Below are 18737 nucleotides of genomic sequence, written 5' to 3'. Positions count from 1 at the left end.
GGGTCTACCTCGAATGTTGCGTCGATACGGAAGCGTTTCGTCGTACGTTGGAAACGGTAGATCAGCTTGCGTGTAAACGCAAGCGTTTCGTCGTTGGTATGCTTCGGTGCATGTCAGAGACCCGCAAACGCGTCCCCGCCGGTGCCGCCGTCATGCAGCCGCAGGTCACCGCGGCGATCACCGAGGCCGCCTTCGCCGAGCTCGCCGAGGTCGGCTACGGGAAGCTGTCCATGGAGGCGGTCGCACGCCGGGCCGGGGTGAGCAAACCGACGCTGTACCGGCGCTGGCCCGCCAAGGAACAGCTGGTCATCGCGCTGATCACCCAGGTCGCGGTGGCCGCGGCCGATACGCCCGACACCGGGACGTTGCGCGGTGACCTGCTGGCCTTCCTGGAGATCACCCTGCTCGGTGTATCCCACCCCCTGGCGGCGCGGATCATCCCGGATCTATTTGCCGAATCGATGCGCAACCCGGCGCTGCGCGAAGCGCTGCAGATCGGCATCGGCCAGTCCCGGCGTGCGAAGGTGGCCGAAATGCTGCGCCGCGCCATCGCGCGCGGCGAGCTGCCCGCCGGGCTCGATCTCGAGCTGGCGCTGGATTTCCTTGTGGCGCCGATGTTCTGGCGTTCGATCAACGGCGGCGACCTCGAAGCCCCCGGCTACCTCGACAGACTGGTCGACATGCTGATCGCCGCCTTCCACGGCTGATCCACCTGTGCCGTGATCGCGTTGTAACCTGTTCGACGTGTGTGTTCCAGATGTGGGGGCGTTGCGCGGGAACGCCGATTTTCGGCAGGTCCGAAGGTCGGCGCGATGACCGTTTTCCTCGCCTCCCCGTCGGGCACGCTGGACTGGCTGCGATCCGACGGCCTGGAGATCGTGCTCTACGTCCTGGGCGCGATGCTCTTCAGCCGATTCGCGACCTACCTGCGCGACCGGCTGACCCGCAAGATCGACACCCAGTTCCGCAGCAGCGATGCGCTGGTGCGATCCGAGGCGGCCAAACATCGGCATGCGCTCGCCCAGGTGATCACCTGGGTGGTACTGGTCATCGTCTACGTGCTCGTCGGCATGGCGGTGTTGGAGCGCTTGGGTTTTCAGGTCAGTGGCCTTGTCGCGCCCGCGGCGGTGCTCGGCGCCGCGCTCGGTTTCGGCGCGCAGCGCATCGTCCAGGACATTCTGGCGGGCTTCTTCCTGATTACGGAGCGGCAGTACGGATTCGGTGATGTGGTTCGCATCGCGGTGACCGGACAACCAGAGCCCGCGGAAGGTACGGTCGAGGATGTGACCTTGCGGATCACCACGGTCCGCAACTCGAACGGTGAGGTGATCACCGTCCCCAACGGCCAGATCGTGAAAGTCACGAATCTGTCGAAGGATTGGGCGCGCGCCGCGGTCGATGTGCCGGTTCCGGCGAGCGCCGACATCAAACGGATCAACGAGATCCTGGACGAGGTCGGTACAGAGGCGTACAGCGACCCCTTACTGCAACCGTTGCTGCTCGACAAGCCCAGTGTGATGGGCGTCGAGGATCTGACGGTGGACACGATGAATATCCGAATGGTTGCCCGCACGTTGCCAGGCAAACAATTCGATGTCGGTCGCGAACTGCGGGTGCGGGTGGCCGCGGCATTGCGCCGGGAGGGAATAAGTGAGAACTCGTAAGTCGACGGCGATCCTGTTGGCAACCTGGATCGCCACGTTCGTGCTGTATTTGATCGTCAAGCCGGATCACGCGGTCTTTTCCGGACCCGAGTTGGTGGTGAATACCAAACCGGCGGTTGAGAATTCGAGCCCGTAGTCGCTGTGAGTGTGCTGTGACAGCCGCGCCCGGCGGTATTCGCAACGCGGCCGTCCCGGGGTCCCTGGCTACACTGGCTCCCCGTGATAACCATGCGGAACGTCACCAAGTCCTACAAGACGTCGACGCGGCCCGCGCTGGACAATGTCTCGGTCGAGGTGGACAAGGGCGAATTCGTCTTCATCATCGGACCGTCCGGTTCGGGCAAGTCGACGTTCATGCGCCTGCTGCTGCGCGAGGAGGCCCCGACGGCCGGCGAGATCCAGGTCGCCGACTTCCGGGTCGACCGGCTGCCCGGCCGCAAGGTGCCGAAGCTGCGTCAGCGCATGGGCGTGGTGTTCCAGGACTTCCGGCTGCTGCAGCAGAAGACGGTGCAGCAGAATGTGGCGTTCGCGCTGGAGGTGATCGGCAAGCGGCGCCAGTTCATCGAGCGCACGGTGCCCGAGGTGCTCGACATGGTCGGGCTCGGCGGCAAAGCCGACCGACTACCGAGCGAGCTGTCCGGTGGTGAACAGCAGCGGGTGGCGATCGCCCGCGCGTTCGTCAACCGGCCGCTGGTGCTGCTGGCCGACGAGCCGACCGGCAACCTGGATCCGGACACCAGCGGGGACATCATGATGCTGCTCGAGCGGATCAACCGCACCGGCACCACGGTGCTGATGGCCACCCACGACAGCCATATCGTGGACGCCATGCGCAGGCGGGTGGTCGAGCTCGATCGCGGCAAGCTGATGCGTGACGAGTCGACCGGCGTGTACGGGGTGGATCGGTAATGCGACTGAACTTCCTCTTCAGCGAGGTCCTGCGCGGTCTGCGCCGCAACGTCACCATCACCATCGCGATGATCCTGACCACCGCGGTCTCGCTGACCATGCTCGGCGGCGGCCTGCTCTCGGTGCGGATGGCCGACAAAACCGGTGAATTCTTCGCCAGCCGCATCGAGCTGCGGTTCTACCTCGACGATCAGGTCTCCGAGAGCGACCAGGACTGTTCCCAGGAACCGTGCCGGTCGCTGATGGCCGATCTGAAGAAGCACAACGGCGTGGTGAGCGTCCAATTCCTCAATCGCGCAGCGGCTTTGAAGGAGGCCCAGGACCTGTTCAAGGGTCAGCCGTCGATGGTGGAGTACATCCAGCAGACGCCGCTGCCCGCATCGCTGCGGGTGAAGATGACCGACGCCAGGGACTACCCGAAGGTGCTCGACGAGTTCGGCAAGCGCAAGGGCATCAAATTCGGCACCAACGACAAGGAGATCGTCGACCGGATGATCAGCGTGTTCGACGGATTGCGCAATGCCGCGTTCGGTCTGGCGATCGTGATGGCGATCGCGGCGCTGCTGTTGATCGCGAATATGGTGCAGATCGCGGCGTTCACCCGGCGCACCGAGGTCGGGATCATGCGGCTGGTCGGCGCGACGCGCTGGTACACCCAGCTGCCGTTCCTGTTGGAGGCGGTGGTGTCCGCGGTGCTCGGGTCGATCCTCGCGGTGGGCGCGCTGCTGCTCGCGCGGCCGATGGTGATCGACCGGGTGCTCGGGCAGCTGTTCGACGAGAACGTCTTCCCGCGGATCACCGGGCCGGATATCGCCAATGTCGCGTTGACCATCGCGCCGATCGGAATCGTCTTCGCGGCGCTGACGGCGTATGCCACCCTGCGCTACTACGTGCGTGAATGACCTTGCGGCGCAGGCCGGGTCGGGTTATCCACCTGTGGAGAACTTGCCGTGTCACCCGGGATTCGGCGCACGGTACCGGCCCGGCTGTCGGCGCGCGCTCGTAGGATGGGCCGCGTGACTCCACCCGAAACCTTCGCGGCCGCCGCAGAACTCGATGCGCGCACCGAATCCGGTGCGGCACAAGAGGTTTTGCGGCGAGTCTTCGGCTACGACAGCTTCCGGGGCGATCAGGCCGAGATCGTCGAGCACGTTGTCGCGGGTGGCGATGCGCTGGTGCTGATGCCCACCGGCGGCGGCAAGTCGCTGTGCTACCAGGTGCCCGCGCTGGTGCGTTCCGGCGTCGGTGTCGTGGTGTCGCCGCTGATCGCGCTGATGCAGGATCAGGTGGACGCGCTCAGCGCGCTCGGCGTGCGCGCCGGATTCCTCAACTCCACCCAGTTCCCGGACGAGCGGCGCACGGTCGAGCAGCAGTTCCTGGCGGGGGAGCTGGATCTGCTCTATCTCGCGCCGGAGCGGCTGCGGCTGGACTCGACGGCCCAACTGCTGGATCGGGGCAAGGTCGCGCTGTTCGCGATCGATGAGGCGCACTGTGTTTCGCAGTGGGGCCACGATTTCCGGCCGGATTATCTGGAACTGTCGATGCTGCACCAGCGTTGGCCGCGGGTACCCCGGATCGCGCTCACCGCGACCGCGACCGAGCGCACCCGGGACGAGATCGTGCACCGGCTCGATCTCGGCGATGCCCGCCAGTTCGTCGCCAGCTTCGACCGGCCGAATATCCAGTACCGGATCGAGCCGAAGAACAAGCCGGACCGGCAGCTGCTGGAGTTCATCCGCACCGAGCACGCCGGCGACGCGGGCATCGTCTACTGCCTGTCGCGCAATTCAGTGGAGAAGACCGCGGCCTTCCTCAACGAGAACGGCGTCAGCGCGGTGCCCTATCACGCGGGCCTGGACAATCGCACCCGCGCCACCAATCAGGCGCGCTTCCTGCGCGAGGACGGGTTGGTCGTGGTCGCCACCATCGCCTTCGGCATGGGTATCGACAAGCCGGATGTGCGTTTCGTCGCCCACCTCGATCTGCCGAAATCCGTTGAGGGCTACTACCAGGAGACCGGTCGCGCGGGCCGCGACGGTCTGCCGTCGACGGCGTGGATGGTGTACGGGCTCAATGATGTTGTGCAGCAACGAAAGCTGATCGACAACTCCGAGGGCGATGCGGCGCACCGCCGTCAACTGCAGCTGCACCTGGACGCGATGCTCGCACTGTGCGAGACCGTCAGCTGCCGCCGCACCCAGCTGCTCGCCTACTTCGGCCAGTCGGGACAGTCCTGCGGCAACTGCGACACCTGCCTGAATCCGCCGGAGTCGTGGGACGGCACCGTCGCGGCGCAGAAGTTGATGTCCACCGTGTTGCGGCTCAAGCGTGAGCGGGGGCAGAGCTTCGGCGCGGGTCACGTCATCGACATCCTGCTCGGCAAACAGAATCCGAAGGTGCTGCAGTACGACCATCACGAGCTGAAGGTGTTCGGCATCGGCACCGATCTGCGCGATACCGAATGGCGGGGCGTGGTCCGGCAGTTGCTGGCCGCCGGGCTGCTCGCGGTGCACGGCGACTACGGGGTGCTCACCCTCACCGAGGCCAGTAATGAGGTGCTCTTCGACGGCCGACAGGTGCCGCTGCGGCGTGAGCCCGAGCGCGTCACCAAACCGGCGCGCACGGCCAAGGCGCCGAAGGCCGCGGCCGATCTCGCGCCCGCGGATGTCGGTCTGTTCGAGCGGCTGCGGCAGTGGCGCGCGGCGACGGCCAAGGAACAGGGCGTACCCGCCTACGTCGTCTTCCACGACGCCACGCTCCGGGAGATCGCCGCCCGAAAACCCGCAGACCGCGCCGAACTCGGCACGATCAGCGGCGTCGGCGAGAACAAACTCGCCAAATACGGCGAAGGAGTGCTGGAGGTACTGGCCGCCGGATAGCCTGGCCAGTCACTTCATCCGTCGGTAACCAACCGGTTGCTGTTGATTCAGACATTCCGGGCACGCTCTGTCATCGGTACTTCTATCCGGAACAGATGAGGTTATAGAGATGTCCGTACTTACCCGGCCCCGGCTCGCCAGGGCCTGCGCCATCACCGGCGCCGCCGCGCTGCTGGTCGGCGCGCTCGCGGCCTGCGGCTCCGATACCGCCAAACAGGCCACCGGCGAGCTGTTCGGCCAGGCCGCACCGGGCAAGGCCAGCGAGACCGGCGGCGCCCGCAGGCTCACCGGCGACCGCAGCGAGGCGCTGCGCGCCGCCATCAACTCGTCGCAGGCCAAGAACGTCATCCTGCTGATCGGCGATGGTATGGGCGATTCCGAGATCACCGTGGCCCGCAATGTCGCCGAGGGTGCGGGCGGATTCTTCAAGGGCATCGACGCGCTGCCGCTCACCGGCTCGTACACCCACTACGCGCTGGACAAAGCGACCGGCAAGCCCAATTACGTCACCGACTCCGCGGCCAGCGGCACCGCATGGGCCACCGGCACCAAGACCTACAACGGTGCCATCGGCGTCGATATCGCCGGTAAGCCGCAGACCAATCTGATCGAGATCGCCAAGGCCAACGGCAAGGCCACCGGCAATGTGACCACCGCGGAAATCCAGGACGCCACCCCGGCCGTGCTCGCCGCGCACGTCACCGACCGCAAGTGCTACGGGCCGGAGGAAACCGCCGCCAAATGCCCGACCAACGCCAAGGAGCAGGGCGGCCTCGGCTCCATCTCCGAGCAACTGCTCGACACCCGCGCCGATGTCACCCTCGGCGGCGGCGCGAAATCCTTCGACCAGAAGGCGACCGCGGGCCAGTACAAGGACAAGACGCTGAAGGAGCAGGCCACCGCGCGCGGCTACCAAATCGTCTCGGACAAGGCGGGACTCGACGGGATCGCCAAGGCCGATCAGGACAAGCCGCTGCTCGGGCTGTTCGCGCCGGGCAATATGCCGGTTCGCCTGACCGGTGAGAAGGCCGTGCACAACGGCATCAACAATCCGGCGCAAACCTGTAAGGCGAACCCGGAGCGCAAGGACACCCAGCCCGAGCTCGCGGCCATGACCCGCAAGGCGATCGACCTGCTGAAGGATCGCAAGGACGGCTTCTTCCTCCAGGTGGAGGGCGCCTCCATCGACAAAGAGGACCACAATGCCAACCCGTGCGGTCAGGTCGGTGAAACCGTCGACCTGGACGCCGCCGTGCAGGCCGCGCTGGAATTCGCCAAGCAGGACGGCAACACGCTGGTCGTGGTGACCGCCGACCATGCGCACAGCAGCCAGATCGTGCCGCTCGACACCAAGTCGCCCGCGCTCACCAGCAAGGTCGTCACCAAGGACGGCGCCGAGATCGCCATCTCCTACGGCAATGCCGAGGAGGGCGGTTCGCAGGAGCACACCGGAACTCAGCTGCGGGTCGCCGCCTACGGTCCGCGCGCCGCGAACGTCGTCGGCCTGACCGACCAGACCGATATGTTCTTCACCATCACCGACGCGCTCGGCTTGGACCGGAGCAAGAAGGCCGCGCCGGGCAAGTGATGCGACCGGTCGGTAACCTCACCGATCATGAACGCTGACAACGGATTCGGCCGCCGCGGCTTTCTGGCGGGTGCGGCCGCCGCCGCGGCTGGGACATCGCTGGTCGGGTTGACGCCCGCCCATGCGGTCCCGGTCGCGGCGGACGTCACCAAATTCGCCTTCCCCGCCGAGCGCACCCTGCGCGTGCTGGTGACCGGCGACGCGGGCACCGGCAACCGCAATCAGTGGGCGGTCGCCAACGCCATGCGGGAACACCACGCGCGGCAGCCGTTTTCGCTGGCGCTCGGGCTCGGTGACAATATCTACGAGAGCGGGCCCAACGGCCCGGACGACCCCCAGTTCGCCGATAAATTCGAAAACCCCAATGCCGGACTGGATTTCCCGTGGTTGATGGTGCTCGGCAACCACGACAACAGTTCGATTCTGCCCGGTGACGGCGGCTGGCTGCAGCGCGGCAACGACGAGGTGGCCTACCATGCGCGTTCGCCGCGCTGGTGGATGCCGAGCCGGTATTACTCGGTGCGGATCCCGCAGCGTCAGCCGGTCGTGGAATTCTTCGTGCTGGACGTGAATCCGCTCGCCGCCTATGTGCCGCAGGTACTTTCGGACTACTGGGCGCCCGACGGGCAGTTCATGAACGAACAGCGCGCCTGGCTCGACCGGGCCCTGGCCGAATCGCCCGCCACCTGGAAGATCGCCTGCACACATCAGCCGTATCTCAACAATGGGCCGCACGGCAACGCCGGACATTACGAGGGTCTCGATATCGCGCCGATCAACGGCGTGCACGCGCAGCGCTTCTTCGAGGAACACGTGCTCGGCCGGGTCAATCTGTTGCTGTCCGGTCACGATCACTCGCTGCAGGTGCTCGAACCGACACCGGCCTGCCGGGGGACGCGGCAGATCGTCTCCGGCGCGGCGGCCAAAACCGTTGCGGCCGAACCGAAGTTGAATCCCAATGGGACGAATCCCGTGCTGTTCGAGAACTACCACCAGCTCGGGTTCATGGTGCTGGACCTCGCACCGGACCGCGTCGACCTGGCGGTGCACACCGTGGACCTGGCGTCCGGCGCGGCGGCGGAAGCGTTCGCGCGGCGTCTCGCCTGAGTTCCGATACCGTTGCGGTGCCGCATAATTCCGCCGCGGCGGCGTTCATCGCACTACCGTTGCGGCATGCACCACGAGGGCCCCAGGGATAGCGGGGCCGACCTGAGCGGCGACAACTCGTCGTCCGCCGACGGTCCCGACCTACCCGAGCCGCAGGCGAAAGGTTCGCGATATCCGACGGTCGATCCGACGGTCGATTCGGTTTGGCTCGGCAGGCGCAGCCCGGTCCGGCATCCGGGTTGGCCACGCCTGTCGACCGTGCTGCTGGTGGCCGCGTTTTTAGCGGTCCTGGTGATCTATTTCATTGTGCAGCCCGGGGGCTGACCACAATCAATCACCCGGTCAGCAGCAGTGCACACGACCGGGATCGGCGGCGGCCGTGCCCGCCGTCGTCGGGCCGACCACCGCCAGCGCGGCAACCGCGGACAGCGGCAACAGTACGAGGGCGACGAGACGCTTCGTGCGCGACATGTCGATTCCTTTCAGGGACCTCAGAAGTGGACCCGATCGGGGGAGGCCGATGCGGTGCCCGCGATCGTTGGGCCGAGTACCACCAGCGCGCTGACGGCGGCGAGCGGAAGCAGGACGAGTGCGGCGAGACGCTTCATGGACTTTCCTTTCGGGCTGAGCGCCCATCCGGTTCGTGGGCCGCTCACGGGATCAATCGTTGGAGCGGTGGCCGGGTCGGTCAACGTGACCGGACGGGTGAATTCGGTTGCTGCGCAAGGACGGTGGGTTCGGTCGAGGAGTTGCCGTCGGCAGCTATGCGGTGGCTATCGTTGATGATGCTGGTACGAGGCCGGTTCACTCCTGGTATCCGTTCGTTCGGATCGCAATTGATTGCCATGGTGATCAGCGAATCGATGTGCTTTTCCGTGCCATTCGAACGGTTTATCAATTGGTTTGCTGGAAGCGTGCGACGCCGAAAAATCACCGGCGTGTCGAAGAGATGACACGCCGGTGCGGAGCTTGCCGTGATGGCTACCGGCCTCAGCGTTTGATCACGATTCGCGGATTCACCGTGCGCATGTGCTCGATAGCCCTATCCGGGACGAGATCTCGCGGGCACACCGTCGGCGTGGTCGTGGTGACGACGGCAATCGGGCCACGGACGTTCACCGAGCGGATTACCGAATACGGGGTTCGGCTCCGAGAATTCGCGAGTTGGAGTTCGACCGCGTCCGATCCGTAGCGGACGGTCATCGGTTGGCCGGGCGGCGCGGCGCAGGCAAAACCGATGGACATCTGCCTAACTGTCAGGAGCGCCACGAGCGCCACGAATCCCCCGACCACTACCGCGACGGCCACCGCGAGCGCCAGCACCTGCCCGCTGTGCGTGACCAGCGCGACGATAAAGGCCGGGATGATGAGCATCGCGGCGGTGGGGAGGAGGGGACGCAGCGTCTGCCAGGTGTAGGTACGTGCCATGGCGCGAGCCGTGCCGGGTCCGGCAACGAACGTCGCGGTTGGTTGCACGAGGCCTGGAATCGGCAGCAGCTCAGCGATATTCGGCGCGGACGCCGAACCGTCGCCGCGTTTCGCCGCCGCGATGAGATCGATGCTCCAGTCCGGAAACAGCTCTCGTGGAAATCCACACAGCGCGTCGCCTATGCGCAACACCACGGTATCCGGTCGGTTGTTGAAGACGGCCCGAATGCGCGCGTAGTGGAACCGCGCCCGGCCACGTTCGCTGCTGAAGTCGAATGCATCCGGTCCGAATCGAACGGCCACCACTGTGCCGGGCACGTAGCCGGCCCGAGCGATCGCCGTGTACTTCCGCACCCGGCGGCCGTGGCTCAGCAGCTGGGAAACAAATGCCGCCCCGATGACCCAGACGCCCAGCACGGCACCCACCTGGCCCATGAACAGCGTGAGTACTCCCGCTATCCCGCCCCACAACAGGACGAACCACATCCAGACCAGCGGATTGCGCAGCATCCGCCCCGCCAGTGCCTCCCCTACCCGCAAGGCCGTGTCCGCACCGACGCTGAACACCGCGTGCGGTTGCGCCAACGCCGGAATCGGCGGCAGCGGTCCGAATTCCGCCACAGCGCTCCCGCCCGAGTACTCCGATGGCGACAGGTCTTGCTCCCAGCCCAGGTACTGCTCCGGACTGTTTTCACCTTCGTTCACGCGCCGAGCTTAATGATTTGTCGGCCATCCTGGTCGGAGCTGACAGAACCGCTTCGCGTTCGCTGAAGAAGTTCGGACGGAAAGGTAATGCGCTTGCGTTCCTGTCGGCCAAGGGCGGAGGATTCACCAGCTCGTATCTGGAGCCGGCAGGCTGGCTGCCATCTCGAAGCGGGCAGGGGTTCCTAGCGGTCAGGGCACCGGCTTCGCGTGGCATGGCGGAAGACATTTCTTCGTCTCGCTGTTGATTGCTGCCGGGGTCGATTCCGAGCGCATCCGTAAGCTGGTTGGGCACTCCAGCTCGGCGGTGACGCCGAGCGCGGGTGCCAGCGCGGAAACGAGCCGTCTAGCTGGGCATACGGGATGATTGAGGAGATATGAAGGAGAAGGGGCGCAAGGTCATCGCGACCAACCGCCGGGCGCGGCACAACTACACGATCCTGGATACCTACGAGGCCGGGATCGCGCTGGTCGGTACCGAGGTCAAGAGCCTGCGCGAGGGCAAGGCCTCGCTGGTCGACGCCTTCGCGACGGTCGACGACGGCGAGGTGTGGCTGCGCGGGCTGCACATTCCCGAATTCAGCCACGGCACCTGGACCAACCACGCCCCGCGGCGCACCCGCAAACTACTACTGCACCGCCGCGAGATCGACAAACTCACCGGCAAGGCCAAAGAAGGCAACAACACGCTGGTCCCGCTGTCGATGTACTTCTCCGACGGCAAGGTCAAGGTCGAGCTCGCGCTGGCCAGAGGTAAACAGGACTACGACAAGCGGCAAGACCTGGCCCGCCGCACCGCCGAACGCGAGGTCACCCGCGAAATCGGCCGCCGGATCAAAGGTATGCGCTGAGTTCCGGTGCGGCAGAACGGGACCGCTGCCCCGCCGCCGCGGAAACAGCGGCACCGGGATATCGGGATGATCTGGCGTTCGCACGGTGTTAACATGACTAGCCCGGCAAGGTGCCGGGACGTACGGGGCTGAACGGTTTCGACTGCGTACGTTGATTCAGGGGAAGCGTGTCGGTGCAGGCAAGAGACCACCGTAAGCGTCGTTGCAACCAATTAAGCGCCGATTCTCATCAGCGCGAGTACGCTCTCGCTGCCTAAGCGACAGCGTCTCTGTCGGCCCGGGATATGCCCTCGGTCCCGGTGCCGGCATCAGCTAGAGGGCTCACCGTCCCACTCGGTCGCGGAGTGGTACGGGACAACAAACAGCGACTGGGATCGTCATCCGAGCTCGTTCGCGTGACCCGGAGATCCGAGCAGAGACACAGCGAACTGCACACGGAGAAGCCCTGAAGACGCGGCGGAGGACCCGGGTTCGATTCCCGGCAGCTCCACTCGATGGCGGCTCATGCTCATGGAGAGCATGAGCCGTTTCTCGTTTCGCGATGTTTGTGGGGCGAAGCCCCCACACCCCACCCGGCGGGGCTTCGCCCCCCGGACCCCCTCCGGGGCTTCGCCCCTTGCCCCGATCGGCTCGCCTTCCCGACGCCGCTTCGGCCCCGGACCCCCGACCCGGTGGTCACCTTGTGCGGTGACGTCACCTGCCGAGGTGTTCGGGCTGTCAAGCGTTAGCTCCCACCCTTGACGGCCCCGCAGGTCACAGACTTGCGGGGCCGTCGGCTATGGCCCTTACTCGAACCGCGTTATCAGTTGGCTGGACCTACGCTCCGTAGCCTTCGCTGAGGAGGGCTGCCCGAAAGTTGTCAGCATGGCTATCGCACTCATCACAGTCGCCCTCGACGCACATCTCATCGAAAGGGAGGAACAGGAACGAGATGTCGAAGTCGGCCGGAAGTGGCTCCTTCAAGGCTGTCAGAATGCGTCGAATATCGGCTGTATCTTCCTCTTCGAACAGTACCTTGCGTAGCTGTCCGTAATTGTGGTCGTATTCTCGCTCAGGCAGCTCGGTTAGATCACCGACTGCAAGTACCTCTGCGCAGTATGTGTCATCGTCTACTTCGGGGCCAAGTTCTCGGATCTTCTTGATGTCCGCCTCGGCGATGTTGAGAATCTCCCACAATACAATTTCCTCAAACAGCGACTGAGGGAGTAGCCCGCCCCAGCACAGGTCACTTTGAAACTTCTCCACGGCCTTCATGTATAGAAGGGCTATATCTCTGTTCTGTGCGTGGAGCCCTGGGGTGGCAGCCCAGCAGCGCAGTGGCTCGTCTTCACGGACTTGCTCGTCGGTCATCTGCTCCAACAGCTCGATGATTCCTTCGCAGACGTCGTAGATGGCTGCTGCTGTGCGCGGGCTTATGTGTTGATGTGCGTCTGCATGATCTGGATCTGAATAGAGCATGAACGAGTGCACGGGGCGTTCATACTCCAACGCCTCGATGATGGGGAACGCTCCCTGTGCGCGACGAGCCGATAGTTTTTCGATAGACACACTGAGCGATTCCTCGATGCGGCGGACCTGGGCACGTACTGGCCCTGGCAGATTCTGCTGCTGATGGAACACGTACAAGCTTTCACGGGCCGCCATCCTGCCTTGCGCGTACTCGTTCAGTGCACCGGCCAGCCATCGTGCCTGAATACGTTCGTCGAAGGTTGCGACAGCTTCGAGTTCGTTACCAACGACGGCGAATACACGATGTTTGGACGGTGTGCTGCTTACTAGAAATGCGCGGTATTTCACTTCGTTCATGTGCGATCTGATCCGTTTCTGCGCACGACAAATATGCCCAAGTCGGCCACTTCGATGTTGAGGCACGAACAGTGCGTTTGGTATCAAGGGACGCAGTAGAACATGATTTGGGCGCGTTGCTTTTGAAGGAGACTGGCTGGTAACCGCGGTCCGACCGGCGATCCTGTAGCGAGTCGCCTCAATGTAGCACGGAGCTTTCGGTCGCGCGATGGAATGACCTAGCTTCGGGGGCGTTCACCTCTGAATCTGATCTCAACCCCGGCATCACGCAACACATTCGACACCGTCCGTTTGGCCATGTGGTGTTCGACCCTCAGCTGAGCCATCGACGCCCCGGCTTTGTACTTGGCCACGATTGTGCCTGTCTCCTCGGGCATCAACTGCTTCTTCCGTCATCCTGACGGCCGCGAAGGGCGAGGCGTGGACATGTGTAGTCTGCTTCTGGCGAGTCGTTCATGCAGCTCGGAGAAGCCTTCCAGGAGATCGGTCCGGTTCGAGTAAGTTCCTGCAATGTCCACGAGAAGCCCTCACCCGAACCTTGAGTGAGGTACCTTTCCACGCTCCGATGGCGCGGGGATCTGGGGCTACGGTCACCCTCCGCTCATAAAGCGCGGCGCATAGCCGACGCTGTTGAACAGGTGGCCGTGGCGTCGAGCGTCGCCATCTTGCGCCCGAGCTTGCGCTGAGTTCTGATGTCCCATCAGCCAGGCTGCTGCGCTACCCGAACAGTTGTCAGAGGACTTGCCAGTCCGATTCTTGCCAGCTGGATACAGATCTGCCGAAGAAGTTGGTAATCAGCTCATCTGGCACACCGGAAACTTCGAACCGAGCTTTGTCGCCTGGTTCGAAGGCGGCCCTTTCCTCGAAGGCAAGGCCAACCATTTGGCTGCTGTAAGCTGCAATCGCCGACTCGAATATTGCCTGAAAAGTCCCGGCTTCCGCGTTGCTTCTAAGCGGTCGCACATCGAGCTGACTCCATTGTCCGTCGGACCCATGCACGGTCGTATCGATTATTATATGTGTATGGCGATCGGGCCGCTCACGCCTATCAGAGAAATGCTCGAACTGCGCCCACGACAGGCTTGCATCGATTTGCCTTATCCCATTGAGTCCGCGTCGAGTGTACGACAGTTGTTCCTCGACGTACTTCATGGTCCGATCAATCGCCGCAACGTATGCTTTCTCCATTAACTGCACCGTGTCGGACTCGCTGAGACCCCACATGATGGACCACGAGTGTGGCGGCGAGAAAACTATCTCGTACGCTATCGCCAGTCCGTTGCGTGTCTGGGCACAGTGCGCCAATGCTTGGGTGCGTGTGACAGTCTTATCGGCGAATCCAAGGGAAGTTGCCAGCGCGCCTTTGTAATGGCCGGGAGACTCGACACCGCCGCACGGTGTGCGCGGATCCTCGATATTGTGGAGAATTAACACCATTGGCTATCCCATGCTGAATTGGTTTTCTGCAGGAACGGAAGTAGGAGCTCTGCGCCGCACGCATCGAGAGATAGAGATCGCCTACGCTTTACTGCGGGAAGGCGCGACGGTCAGGACGCTATTCGTATGGCCGATTGCAGGTCTCGTCGAAGCGATCTCTCATTCAGGCAGCGTCGGTGTGGTGGCTGGTGAAGTTGACTCGGGTGTCGTCGGCGTCGAGAGCGATGTTCAGGGTCGCGTCGAGTGCGTCGGCGAGCTTAGCGAGCAGAGGGAGGGTTGGCACGGTGTCGGAGCCTTCGATGCGCGAGATTTTGGCTTGGGTGAGACCGGCGCGTTCGGCGAGGTCGGCTTGGGTGAGTCCGAGTTCGGTGCGGCGGTCGTAGACGGCTTTGGCCAGTGCCATGGAGAGCCGGATTTCTCGGCGGGTCTCGGTGACATCGTCGGGTTCGGTGTAGCCCTCGGCGAGTTTGCGTTCCCGTAGGGTTTTCCAGCGTGCGTGGCTCATCGGTCCAGTTCTCCTTTCTCGATTATGCGGACGAATTCTTGATGGGCGGGTGTGTGTTCGGCTTGGCAGGTTTGTTGGGCGATTTTCGCGCGTTTGATCTCGATGTCTTCTCGCATCCGGGTCTTGCGGAACACTGTCAGCAGGATGGCTCGTCGTCCGGGTGCGAGCCAATAGGTGATGCGGATGGCGGCCCCATTCAGCGTGGGGCGTAGCTCCCGGACCCCGTTGCCGAGGTATCGGGCGTAGGGGTTCGCTCAGCGACTCAGCTTGTTCGGCAAGCAGGCCGACGTATTCATCGATCTTGAGGAAGTGCTTGGCTGGCAGCGCTTCCAGCCAGTCCCGCACCTCGGGCTCGATTTCGATGGTGAACAGTTTACCCACGACACCAACGATATATGTCACCAACGACATATAGCAAGGTATCGGCTAGGGCGGCGTCCGCCGCCAGTTGCTTATCTGCCTGATTGTTACAGCTCTTACTCGAACCGCAGCGGCCTGTCGCTTGGTCTCGGCACAAGCAGCGGGAGGCATCGGGCAGGTGCGTGCTTCAGCGGGGGCGCGTGCTTCAGCGGGGGAGTCTTGTGAGCTGGATGTACGCGATGAGGGTTTCGATCACAGCCTTGCTGATGTGATCGGCTGCTTCGGCAATGGGGTGGTCTAGAGTCAGTAGCCCACCTGGTACGGGGTATAAGTTGGTCATTGATGAGGTCGCCGACCTCGACCCAACTGCCGGAAGGTGACGGCTTCCGCGACTGCGGTCGCTGTGGGTACCTAAATTACGCTTACCAGCAGGTATATCCCGACATTACAGTTCAGACGAGCCCTCCGAGGCGCCCTTGCGCTAACGAAGTCTTACCGAGTTGGGGCACACACGCGCATGAATGTCCTTTGTCTTCTATGTTATGGCATCTAACATGCTCGTGTTAGCCACCCAAAGCTGGAGGGCAGATGGACGAAGGAGTAGACCTCGAAATCGAGGCAATGGGCAAGGTGTCGAGAGCGCTTAGCGAGCTCGATGATGACGCGCGTGGGCGCGTTATTCGATGGGTTGCGGAGCGGCACAATATTTCGCTGGGTCCGTCGCCTAAGAAAACTGGTCTGGCCAGCGTATCCAGTGGACCTGATGACGAGTTCGACCGCAACGAGATCGATGAGGGGATCGCGGCCGAGGCCAGCAACTGGGAGCACTTCGCGGAGCTTTACAGCGCCTCAGGGGCGTCGACTCACCCGGCCGGGATGCTGGTCGCTGCCTACTGGGTCCAGGTTCTCAAAGGCCAAGACTCGTTTGGATCCCTTGAGCTGAATAAGCTTCTCAAGGATCTTGGACACGGTGTTACGGGAACCTCTAAGGTCATGTCCACGCTTATCGCAAAGAAGCCTTCGCTCATCCTCCAGCTCAAAAAATCGGGCAAGTCGCAGCAGGCACGCAAGACATACCGACTCACCGACGCCGGGAAGAAGACCGTCGAGCAGATGATTGCCTAATGGCGCTCGATCCGAAGGACGCGTTCAACGCCATTCCGGCGGCGCTCGTTGCTGACTTGCTTGACGCATTCCGGCAGGTAGTCAAAAACTTCGCTGAGCATCGTTGGGAGCCCGCGGAACTCAACGGCGGGAAGTTGTGCGAGGCTGCGTACACGATCCTCGAAGGGTATTTTGCAGGCGTCTACGCTGCACGTGCCCACAAGCCTGGCAATATGGTCGATGCCTGTAGAAGGCTGGAGTCGCAAAACGGCACACGGTCGGCACGAATTCAGATTCCTCGCATGATCGTCGCGCTTTATGAGATTCGGAACAATAGGGGAGTCGGACACGCTGGCGGGGATGTCGATCCAAACCATATGGACGCTACTGCAGTGGTGTATATGAGCAAATGGATCGTCGCCGAGCTGGTGCGACTTCTTCATGGTCTTGCGACCGACGAAGCCACCGATCTGGTCGATGTTTTGGTCGAGCGCGAGGTCGCTCTCGTGTGGCGTAGTGGTGACAAACGGCGCGTACTTGCGAGTGGGCTTACCCTCCGTAAAAGAACTCTGCTGCTTCTGTCGGGGGTTGTCGAGGTGCGGGAGACGGACTTGTTGTCATGGCTTGAACAGACGCGCCCGGGCGACTTTCGAGCGAAGGTGCTCCGCCCGATGCACAAGGAGCGCCTTATTGAATATGACCAGGACGCTAGGACGGTGGCGCTCCTGCCTCCGGGTGTTGACGCGGCGGAGGCACTGATCCGCGAATTGGACACTCATAGGTGACTGGCGACATGCAGGTCAAGACATCGCTAGTTCGGTGGTCGAAGCCAATCGCTTATTCGCCTGATTGGGACCGCAAGGATCCGTCAGCCGGTCTGCCCGCCCCTCGGTGGATCGTCACTCCAGCCTCGCGCAACACCTTCGCCATCGTTCGCTTGGCCATGTGATGGTCAACTTCAGCCGCGCCATCGACGCCCCGGCCTCGTACTTGGCCACGATCTCGGCAGTCTCCTCTGGCGTGAGCCGCTTCTTAGAGCCACGACATGTCTCGGTCGGGGTCGCCTTCCCAAGGCCGCTTCGTGCATTGCCCCGACCGGCTCGCCTCCCCGGCGCTGCTTCAGCCTCCGGACCCTCCGAGGCTCCGCCCCATACCTCTGCATTCCTGAGGGTGCGGCGAGCATCAGGTATACGTTCCTGATGGTCCAACCTTCAGGATGGTAGACATTCCTGATGTTGGCGCCTTCAGGAATGTAGGAGGCGGGTTGGGGACGAAGGTAGGCCCGAGTTTTCGACTTGGACCAGGTGGGGGCTTCAGCGTGGTTTTGATGTAGGTCGAACGAGACTGTCGCCCTTTTGTGTTCGCGGAACAAGGACTCTCAGGAAAAGTCTGCGGCGGTGATGCCGTCGGGGTGTCCGGGCGGCCATTCCACCAATTCGATCCGGTAGCCGTCCGGGTCGGTGAGCCACGATGTTTTCGGGCCGTGCGGGCCGCCTGGGTATTGGACAGGTTCCGGGTTCAGGCCGGCGTCGGTCAGCCGCTCCAGGGTGGGTGCAAGGGTGTCCACCTGGATGGCGAGGTGGTCGAAACCGTTGCCCACGTCGACGCGTCCGTCGGCGGGGCGGTGGACCAGCTCCAGGGAGGCAGCGGGTTCGCCGGGGAACGCGAGGATCACGAGGTGGCTGCCGTCGCCGGGGTCGACTCTGCCCAGTTCGATGTAGCCCAGGGCAGTGTAGAAGTCGAGCGAGCGTTTCAGGTCGGTGACGCGGTAGGAGACGAACAGCGTCTTCACGCGGCCTCCTCGGTTCGGCGCACCCGGTAGCGAAGGTGCGTGACATCTCGGTCCTCGAGCCGTCGGACGAGATCGAGTTCGATGGGATCGCCACCGAGGTTGTCGAACAGTCGTCGGCCGCCCCCGAGGAGGACCGGAACCAGGTGGATCTCCATCTCGTCGATCTGGCCGACCCGGAGCAGCGCTTGGGACGCGCCGGCCCCGTGGACCATAACGGGCCGGTCCCCGGCCGCCGCGCGAGCCTGACGGGCGCAGTCCTCGACGTCGGTGACGAATCGCTCGTGGCCGATCGGCTCGTCCCCGTCATCCACATGGTGGGTGAGGACGAAGATCGGCACACCGTCGTGATGGTCGCCCTGCCAACGCCCGGCGAGTTCGAAGGTCCGGCGGCCGGAGATCAGCGCGCCGGTCGCCAGCGCCTCGCGATACACCTGTCCGCTCGGACCGTCGGACTCCCGGTCGTCGAGCCAGTTGAAAAGGCGCCCACCGCCGCGCCCGAGCTCCTGACCCGGTCTATCGTCCGGACCCGCGATATAGCCGTCGAGCGACATCGACATGTAGAGCCGAATCGGATTTCTCATTCGGATTCCTCCATGGTGGGTGAT

20 protein-coding genes and 1 other RNA gene are annotated in these 18737 nt (G+C 63.6%); 13 read left to right on the top strand and 8 right to left on the bottom strand.

Going from position 1 to position 18737, the window contains the following annotated elements; genetic code table 11:
• The first annotated feature begins 110 nt into the window (after nucleotides 1-110).
• The 9 genes from F5544_RS36400 (at nucleotide 111) to F5544_RS36360 (ending at nucleotide 8471) form a co-directional block, all read left to right on the top strand.
• On the top strand, nucleotides 111-707 hold the full coding sequence (locus F5544_RS36400) for a TetR/AcrR family transcriptional regulator (protein ID WP_167477367.1): 597 nt from the start codon (nucleotides 111-113) through the stop codon (nucleotides 705-707).
• A gap of 105 nt (nucleotides 708-812) precedes the next feature.
• Nucleotides 813-1664, top strand: coding sequence for a mechanosensitive ion channel family protein (locus tag F5544_RS36395; protein ID WP_167477366.1), 852 nt, complete (start codon nucleotides 813-815; stop codon nucleotides 1662-1664).
• Nucleotides 1651-1800: a hypothetical protein gene (locus F5544_RS36390; protein ID WP_167471243.1), complete on the top strand. Its 150-nt coding sequence runs from the start codon at nucleotides 1651-1653 to the stop codon at nucleotides 1798-1800. Before F5544_RS36395 ends, F5544_RS36390 begins: the two co-directional genes overlap by 14 nt.
• An 83-nt stretch (nucleotides 1801-1883) precedes the next feature.
• Entirely contained in the window at nucleotides 1884-2573 is a 690-nt protein-coding gene (ftsE, locus tag F5544_RS36385; RefSeq protein WP_167477365.1) for a cell division ATP-binding protein FtsE, read from the top strand.
• Nucleotides 2573-3475, top strand: a complete 903-nt coding sequence (ftsX, locus tag F5544_RS36380; protein ID WP_167477364.1) for a permease-like cell division protein FtsX — start codon at nucleotides 2573-2575, stop codon at nucleotides 3473-3475. The genes ftsE and ftsX overlap by 1 nt, the downstream gene beginning before the upstream one ends.
• A gap of 114 nt (nucleotides 3476-3589) precedes the next feature.
• On the top strand, nucleotides 3590-5452 hold the full coding sequence (gene recQ, locus F5544_RS36375; RefSeq protein ID WP_167477363.1) for a DNA helicase RecQ: 1863 nt from the start codon (nucleotides 3590-3592) through the stop codon (nucleotides 5450-5452).
• 109 nt (nucleotides 5453-5561) lie between these two features.
• A complete protein-coding gene (phoA, locus tag F5544_RS36370; protein ID WP_167477362.1) occupies nucleotides 5562-7040 on the top strand; it encodes an alkaline phosphatase in 1479 nt (492 codons plus the stop codon).
• Between the two features lie 27 nt (nucleotides 7041-7067).
• Nucleotides 7068-8147, top strand: coding sequence for a metallophosphoesterase (locus F5544_RS36365; RefSeq protein WP_167477361.1), 1080 nt, complete (start codon nucleotides 7068-7070; stop codon nucleotides 8145-8147).
• A gap of 66 nt (nucleotides 8148-8213) precedes the next feature.
• On the top strand, nucleotides 8214-8471 hold the full coding sequence (locus F5544_RS36360) for a hypothetical protein (protein ID WP_167477360.1): 258 nt from the start codon (nucleotides 8214-8216) through the stop codon (nucleotides 8469-8471).
• Nucleotides 8472-8489: 18 nt separating this feature from the next.
• On the opposite strand, the gene F5544_RS47200 is transcribed toward F5544_RS36360, so the two are convergent.
• Together F5544_RS47200 and F5544_RS36355 are read right to left on the bottom strand one after the other, a co-directional pair.
• The gene (locus F5544_RS47200) at nucleotides 8490-8618 is read right to left on the bottom strand and encodes a hypothetical protein (protein ID WP_255664423.1); all 129 of its coding nucleotides are present in this window, start codon (nucleotides 8616-8618) and stop codon (nucleotides 8490-8492) included.
• Between the two features lie 519 nt (nucleotides 8619-9137).
• Complete coding sequence (locus tag F5544_RS36355) at nucleotides 9138-10280, bottom strand: hypothetical protein (RefSeq protein ID WP_167477359.1); 1143 nt, start codon at nucleotides 10278-10280, stop codon at nucleotides 9138-9140.
• Between the two features lie 374 nt (nucleotides 10281-10654).
• On the opposite strand from F5544_RS36355, the gene smpB reads away from it, so the two are divergent.
• Nucleotides 10655-11128 (top strand): SsrA-binding protein SmpB, encoded by a 474-nt coding sequence (gene smpB / locus F5544_RS36350; protein WP_167477358.1) that lies wholly within the window; start codon nucleotides 10655-10657, stop codon nucleotides 11126-11128.
• A 124-nt stretch (nucleotides 11129-11252) separates the two neighbouring features.
• Nucleotides 11253-11621, top strand: a transfer-messenger RNA (tmRNA) gene (gene ssrA / locus F5544_RS36345).
• A 323-nt stretch (nucleotides 11622-11944) separates the two neighbouring features.
• On the opposite strand, the gene F5544_RS36340 is transcribed toward ssrA, so the two are convergent.
• The 4 genes from F5544_RS36340 to F5544_RS46775 form a co-directional block, all read right to left on the bottom strand.
• On the bottom strand, nucleotides 11945-12934 hold the full coding sequence (locus tag F5544_RS36340; protein WP_167477357.1) for a hypothetical protein: 990 nt from the start codon (nucleotides 12932-12934) through the stop codon (nucleotides 11945-11947).
• A gap of 732 nt (nucleotides 12935-13666) precedes the next feature.
• A complete protein-coding gene (mobF, locus tag F5544_RS36335) occupies nucleotides 13667-14371 on the bottom strand; it encodes a MobF family relaxase (protein ID WP_167477356.1) in 705 nt (234 codons plus the stop codon).
• Nucleotides 14372-14534: 163 nt separating this feature from the next.
• Nucleotides 14535-14876, bottom strand: coding sequence for a helix-turn-helix domain-containing protein (locus F5544_RS36330; RefSeq protein ID WP_167477355.1), 342 nt, complete (start codon nucleotides 14874-14876; stop codon nucleotides 14535-14537).
• Nucleotides 14873-15076: a hypothetical protein gene (locus F5544_RS46775; protein WP_428847198.1), complete on the bottom strand. Its 204-nt coding sequence runs from the start codon at nucleotides 15074-15076 to the stop codon at nucleotides 14873-14875. Before F5544_RS46775 ends, F5544_RS36330 begins: the two co-directional genes overlap by 4 nt.
• 748 nt (nucleotides 15077-15824) lie before the next feature.
• Between F5544_RS46775 and F5544_RS36320 the strand changes: the two genes are divergently transcribed.
• Together F5544_RS36320 and F5544_RS36315 are read left to right on the top strand one after the other, a co-directional pair.
• On the top strand, nucleotides 15825-16361 hold the full coding sequence (locus F5544_RS36320) for a hypothetical protein (RefSeq protein WP_167477354.1): 537 nt from the start codon (nucleotides 15825-15827) through the stop codon (nucleotides 16359-16361).
• Entirely contained in the window at nucleotides 16361-17125 is a 765-nt protein-coding gene (locus F5544_RS36315; protein WP_167477353.1) for a hypothetical protein, read from the top strand. The genes F5544_RS36320 and F5544_RS36315 overlap by 1 nt, the downstream gene beginning before the upstream one ends.
• 593 nt (nucleotides 17126-17718) lie before the next feature.
• On the opposite strand, the gene F5544_RS36310 is transcribed toward F5544_RS36315, so the two are convergent.
• Nucleotides 17719-18132, bottom strand: coding sequence for a VOC family protein (locus F5544_RS36310; RefSeq protein ID WP_167477352.1), 414 nt, complete (start codon nucleotides 18130-18132; stop codon nucleotides 17719-17721).
• A complete protein-coding gene (locus F5544_RS36305; RefSeq protein WP_167477351.1) occupies nucleotides 18129-18713 on the bottom strand; it encodes a dihydrofolate reductase family protein in 585 nt (194 codons plus the stop codon). The genes F5544_RS36310 and F5544_RS36305 overlap by 4 nt, the downstream gene beginning before the upstream one ends.
• Nucleotides 18714-18737 lie beyond the last annotated feature (24 nt).

The sequence above is a fragment of the Nocardia arthritidis genome (assembly GCF_011801145.1).
GTDB lineage: Bacteria > Actinomycetota > Actinomycetes > Mycobacteriales > Mycobacteriaceae > Nocardia > Nocardia arthritidis_A.
The sequence above is the reverse complement of the archived record's forward strand: the minus strand, read 5'-3'. Positions and strand labels throughout refer to the sequence as shown.

Coding starts and splice junctions, on each gene's coding strand:
- F5544_RS36340 (WP_167477357.1), bottom strand. CDS start 12,934: ATGAACGAAGTGAAATACCGCGCATTTCTAGTAAGCAGCACACCGTCC.
- F5544_RS36365 (WP_167477361.1), top strand. CDS start 7,068: ATGAACGCTGACAACGGATTCGGCCGCCGCGGCTTTCTGGCGGGTGCG.
- F5544_RS36315 (WP_167477353.1), top strand. CDS start 16,361: ATGGCGCTCGATCCGAAGGACGCGTTCAACGCCATTCCGGCGGCGCTC.
- F5544_RS36330 (WP_167477355.1), bottom strand. CDS start 14,876: ATGAGCCACGCACGCTGGAAAACCCTACGGGAACGCAAACTCGCCGAG.
- ftsX (WP_167477364.1), top strand. CDS start 2,573: ATGCGACTGAACTTCCTCTTCAGCGAGGTCCTGCGCGGTCTGCGCCGC.
- mobF (WP_167477356.1), bottom strand. CDS start 14,371: ATGGTGTTAATTCTCCACAATATCGAGGATCCGCGCACACCGTGCGGC.
- F5544_RS36395 (WP_167477366.1), top strand. CDS start 813: ATGACCGTTTTCCTCGCCTCCCCGTCGGGCACGCTGGACTGGCTGCGA.
- phoA (WP_167477362.1), top strand. CDS start 5,562: ATGTCCGTACTTACCCGGCCCCGGCTCGCCAGGGCCTGCGCCATCACC.
- F5544_RS36360 (WP_167477360.1), top strand. CDS start 8,214: ATGCACCACGAGGGCCCCAGGGATAGCGGGGCCGACCTGAGCGGCGAC.
- F5544_RS47200 (WP_255664423.1), bottom strand. CDS start 8,618: ATGTCGCGCACGAAGCGTCTCGTCGCCCTCGTACTGTTGCCGCTGTCC.
- F5544_RS36400 (WP_167477367.1), top strand. CDS start 111: ATGTCAGAGACCCGCAAACGCGTCCCCGCCGGTGCCGCCGTCATGCAG.
- smpB (WP_167477358.1), top strand. CDS start 10,655: ATGAAGGAGAAGGGGCGCAAGGTCATCGCGACCAACCGCCGGGCGCGG.
- F5544_RS36305 (WP_167477351.1), bottom strand. CDS start 18,713: ATGAGAAATCCGATTCGGCTCTACATGTCGATGTCGCTCGACGGCTAT.
- F5544_RS36320 (WP_167477354.1), top strand. CDS start 15,825: ATGGACGAAGGAGTAGACCTCGAAATCGAGGCAATGGGCAAGGTGTCG.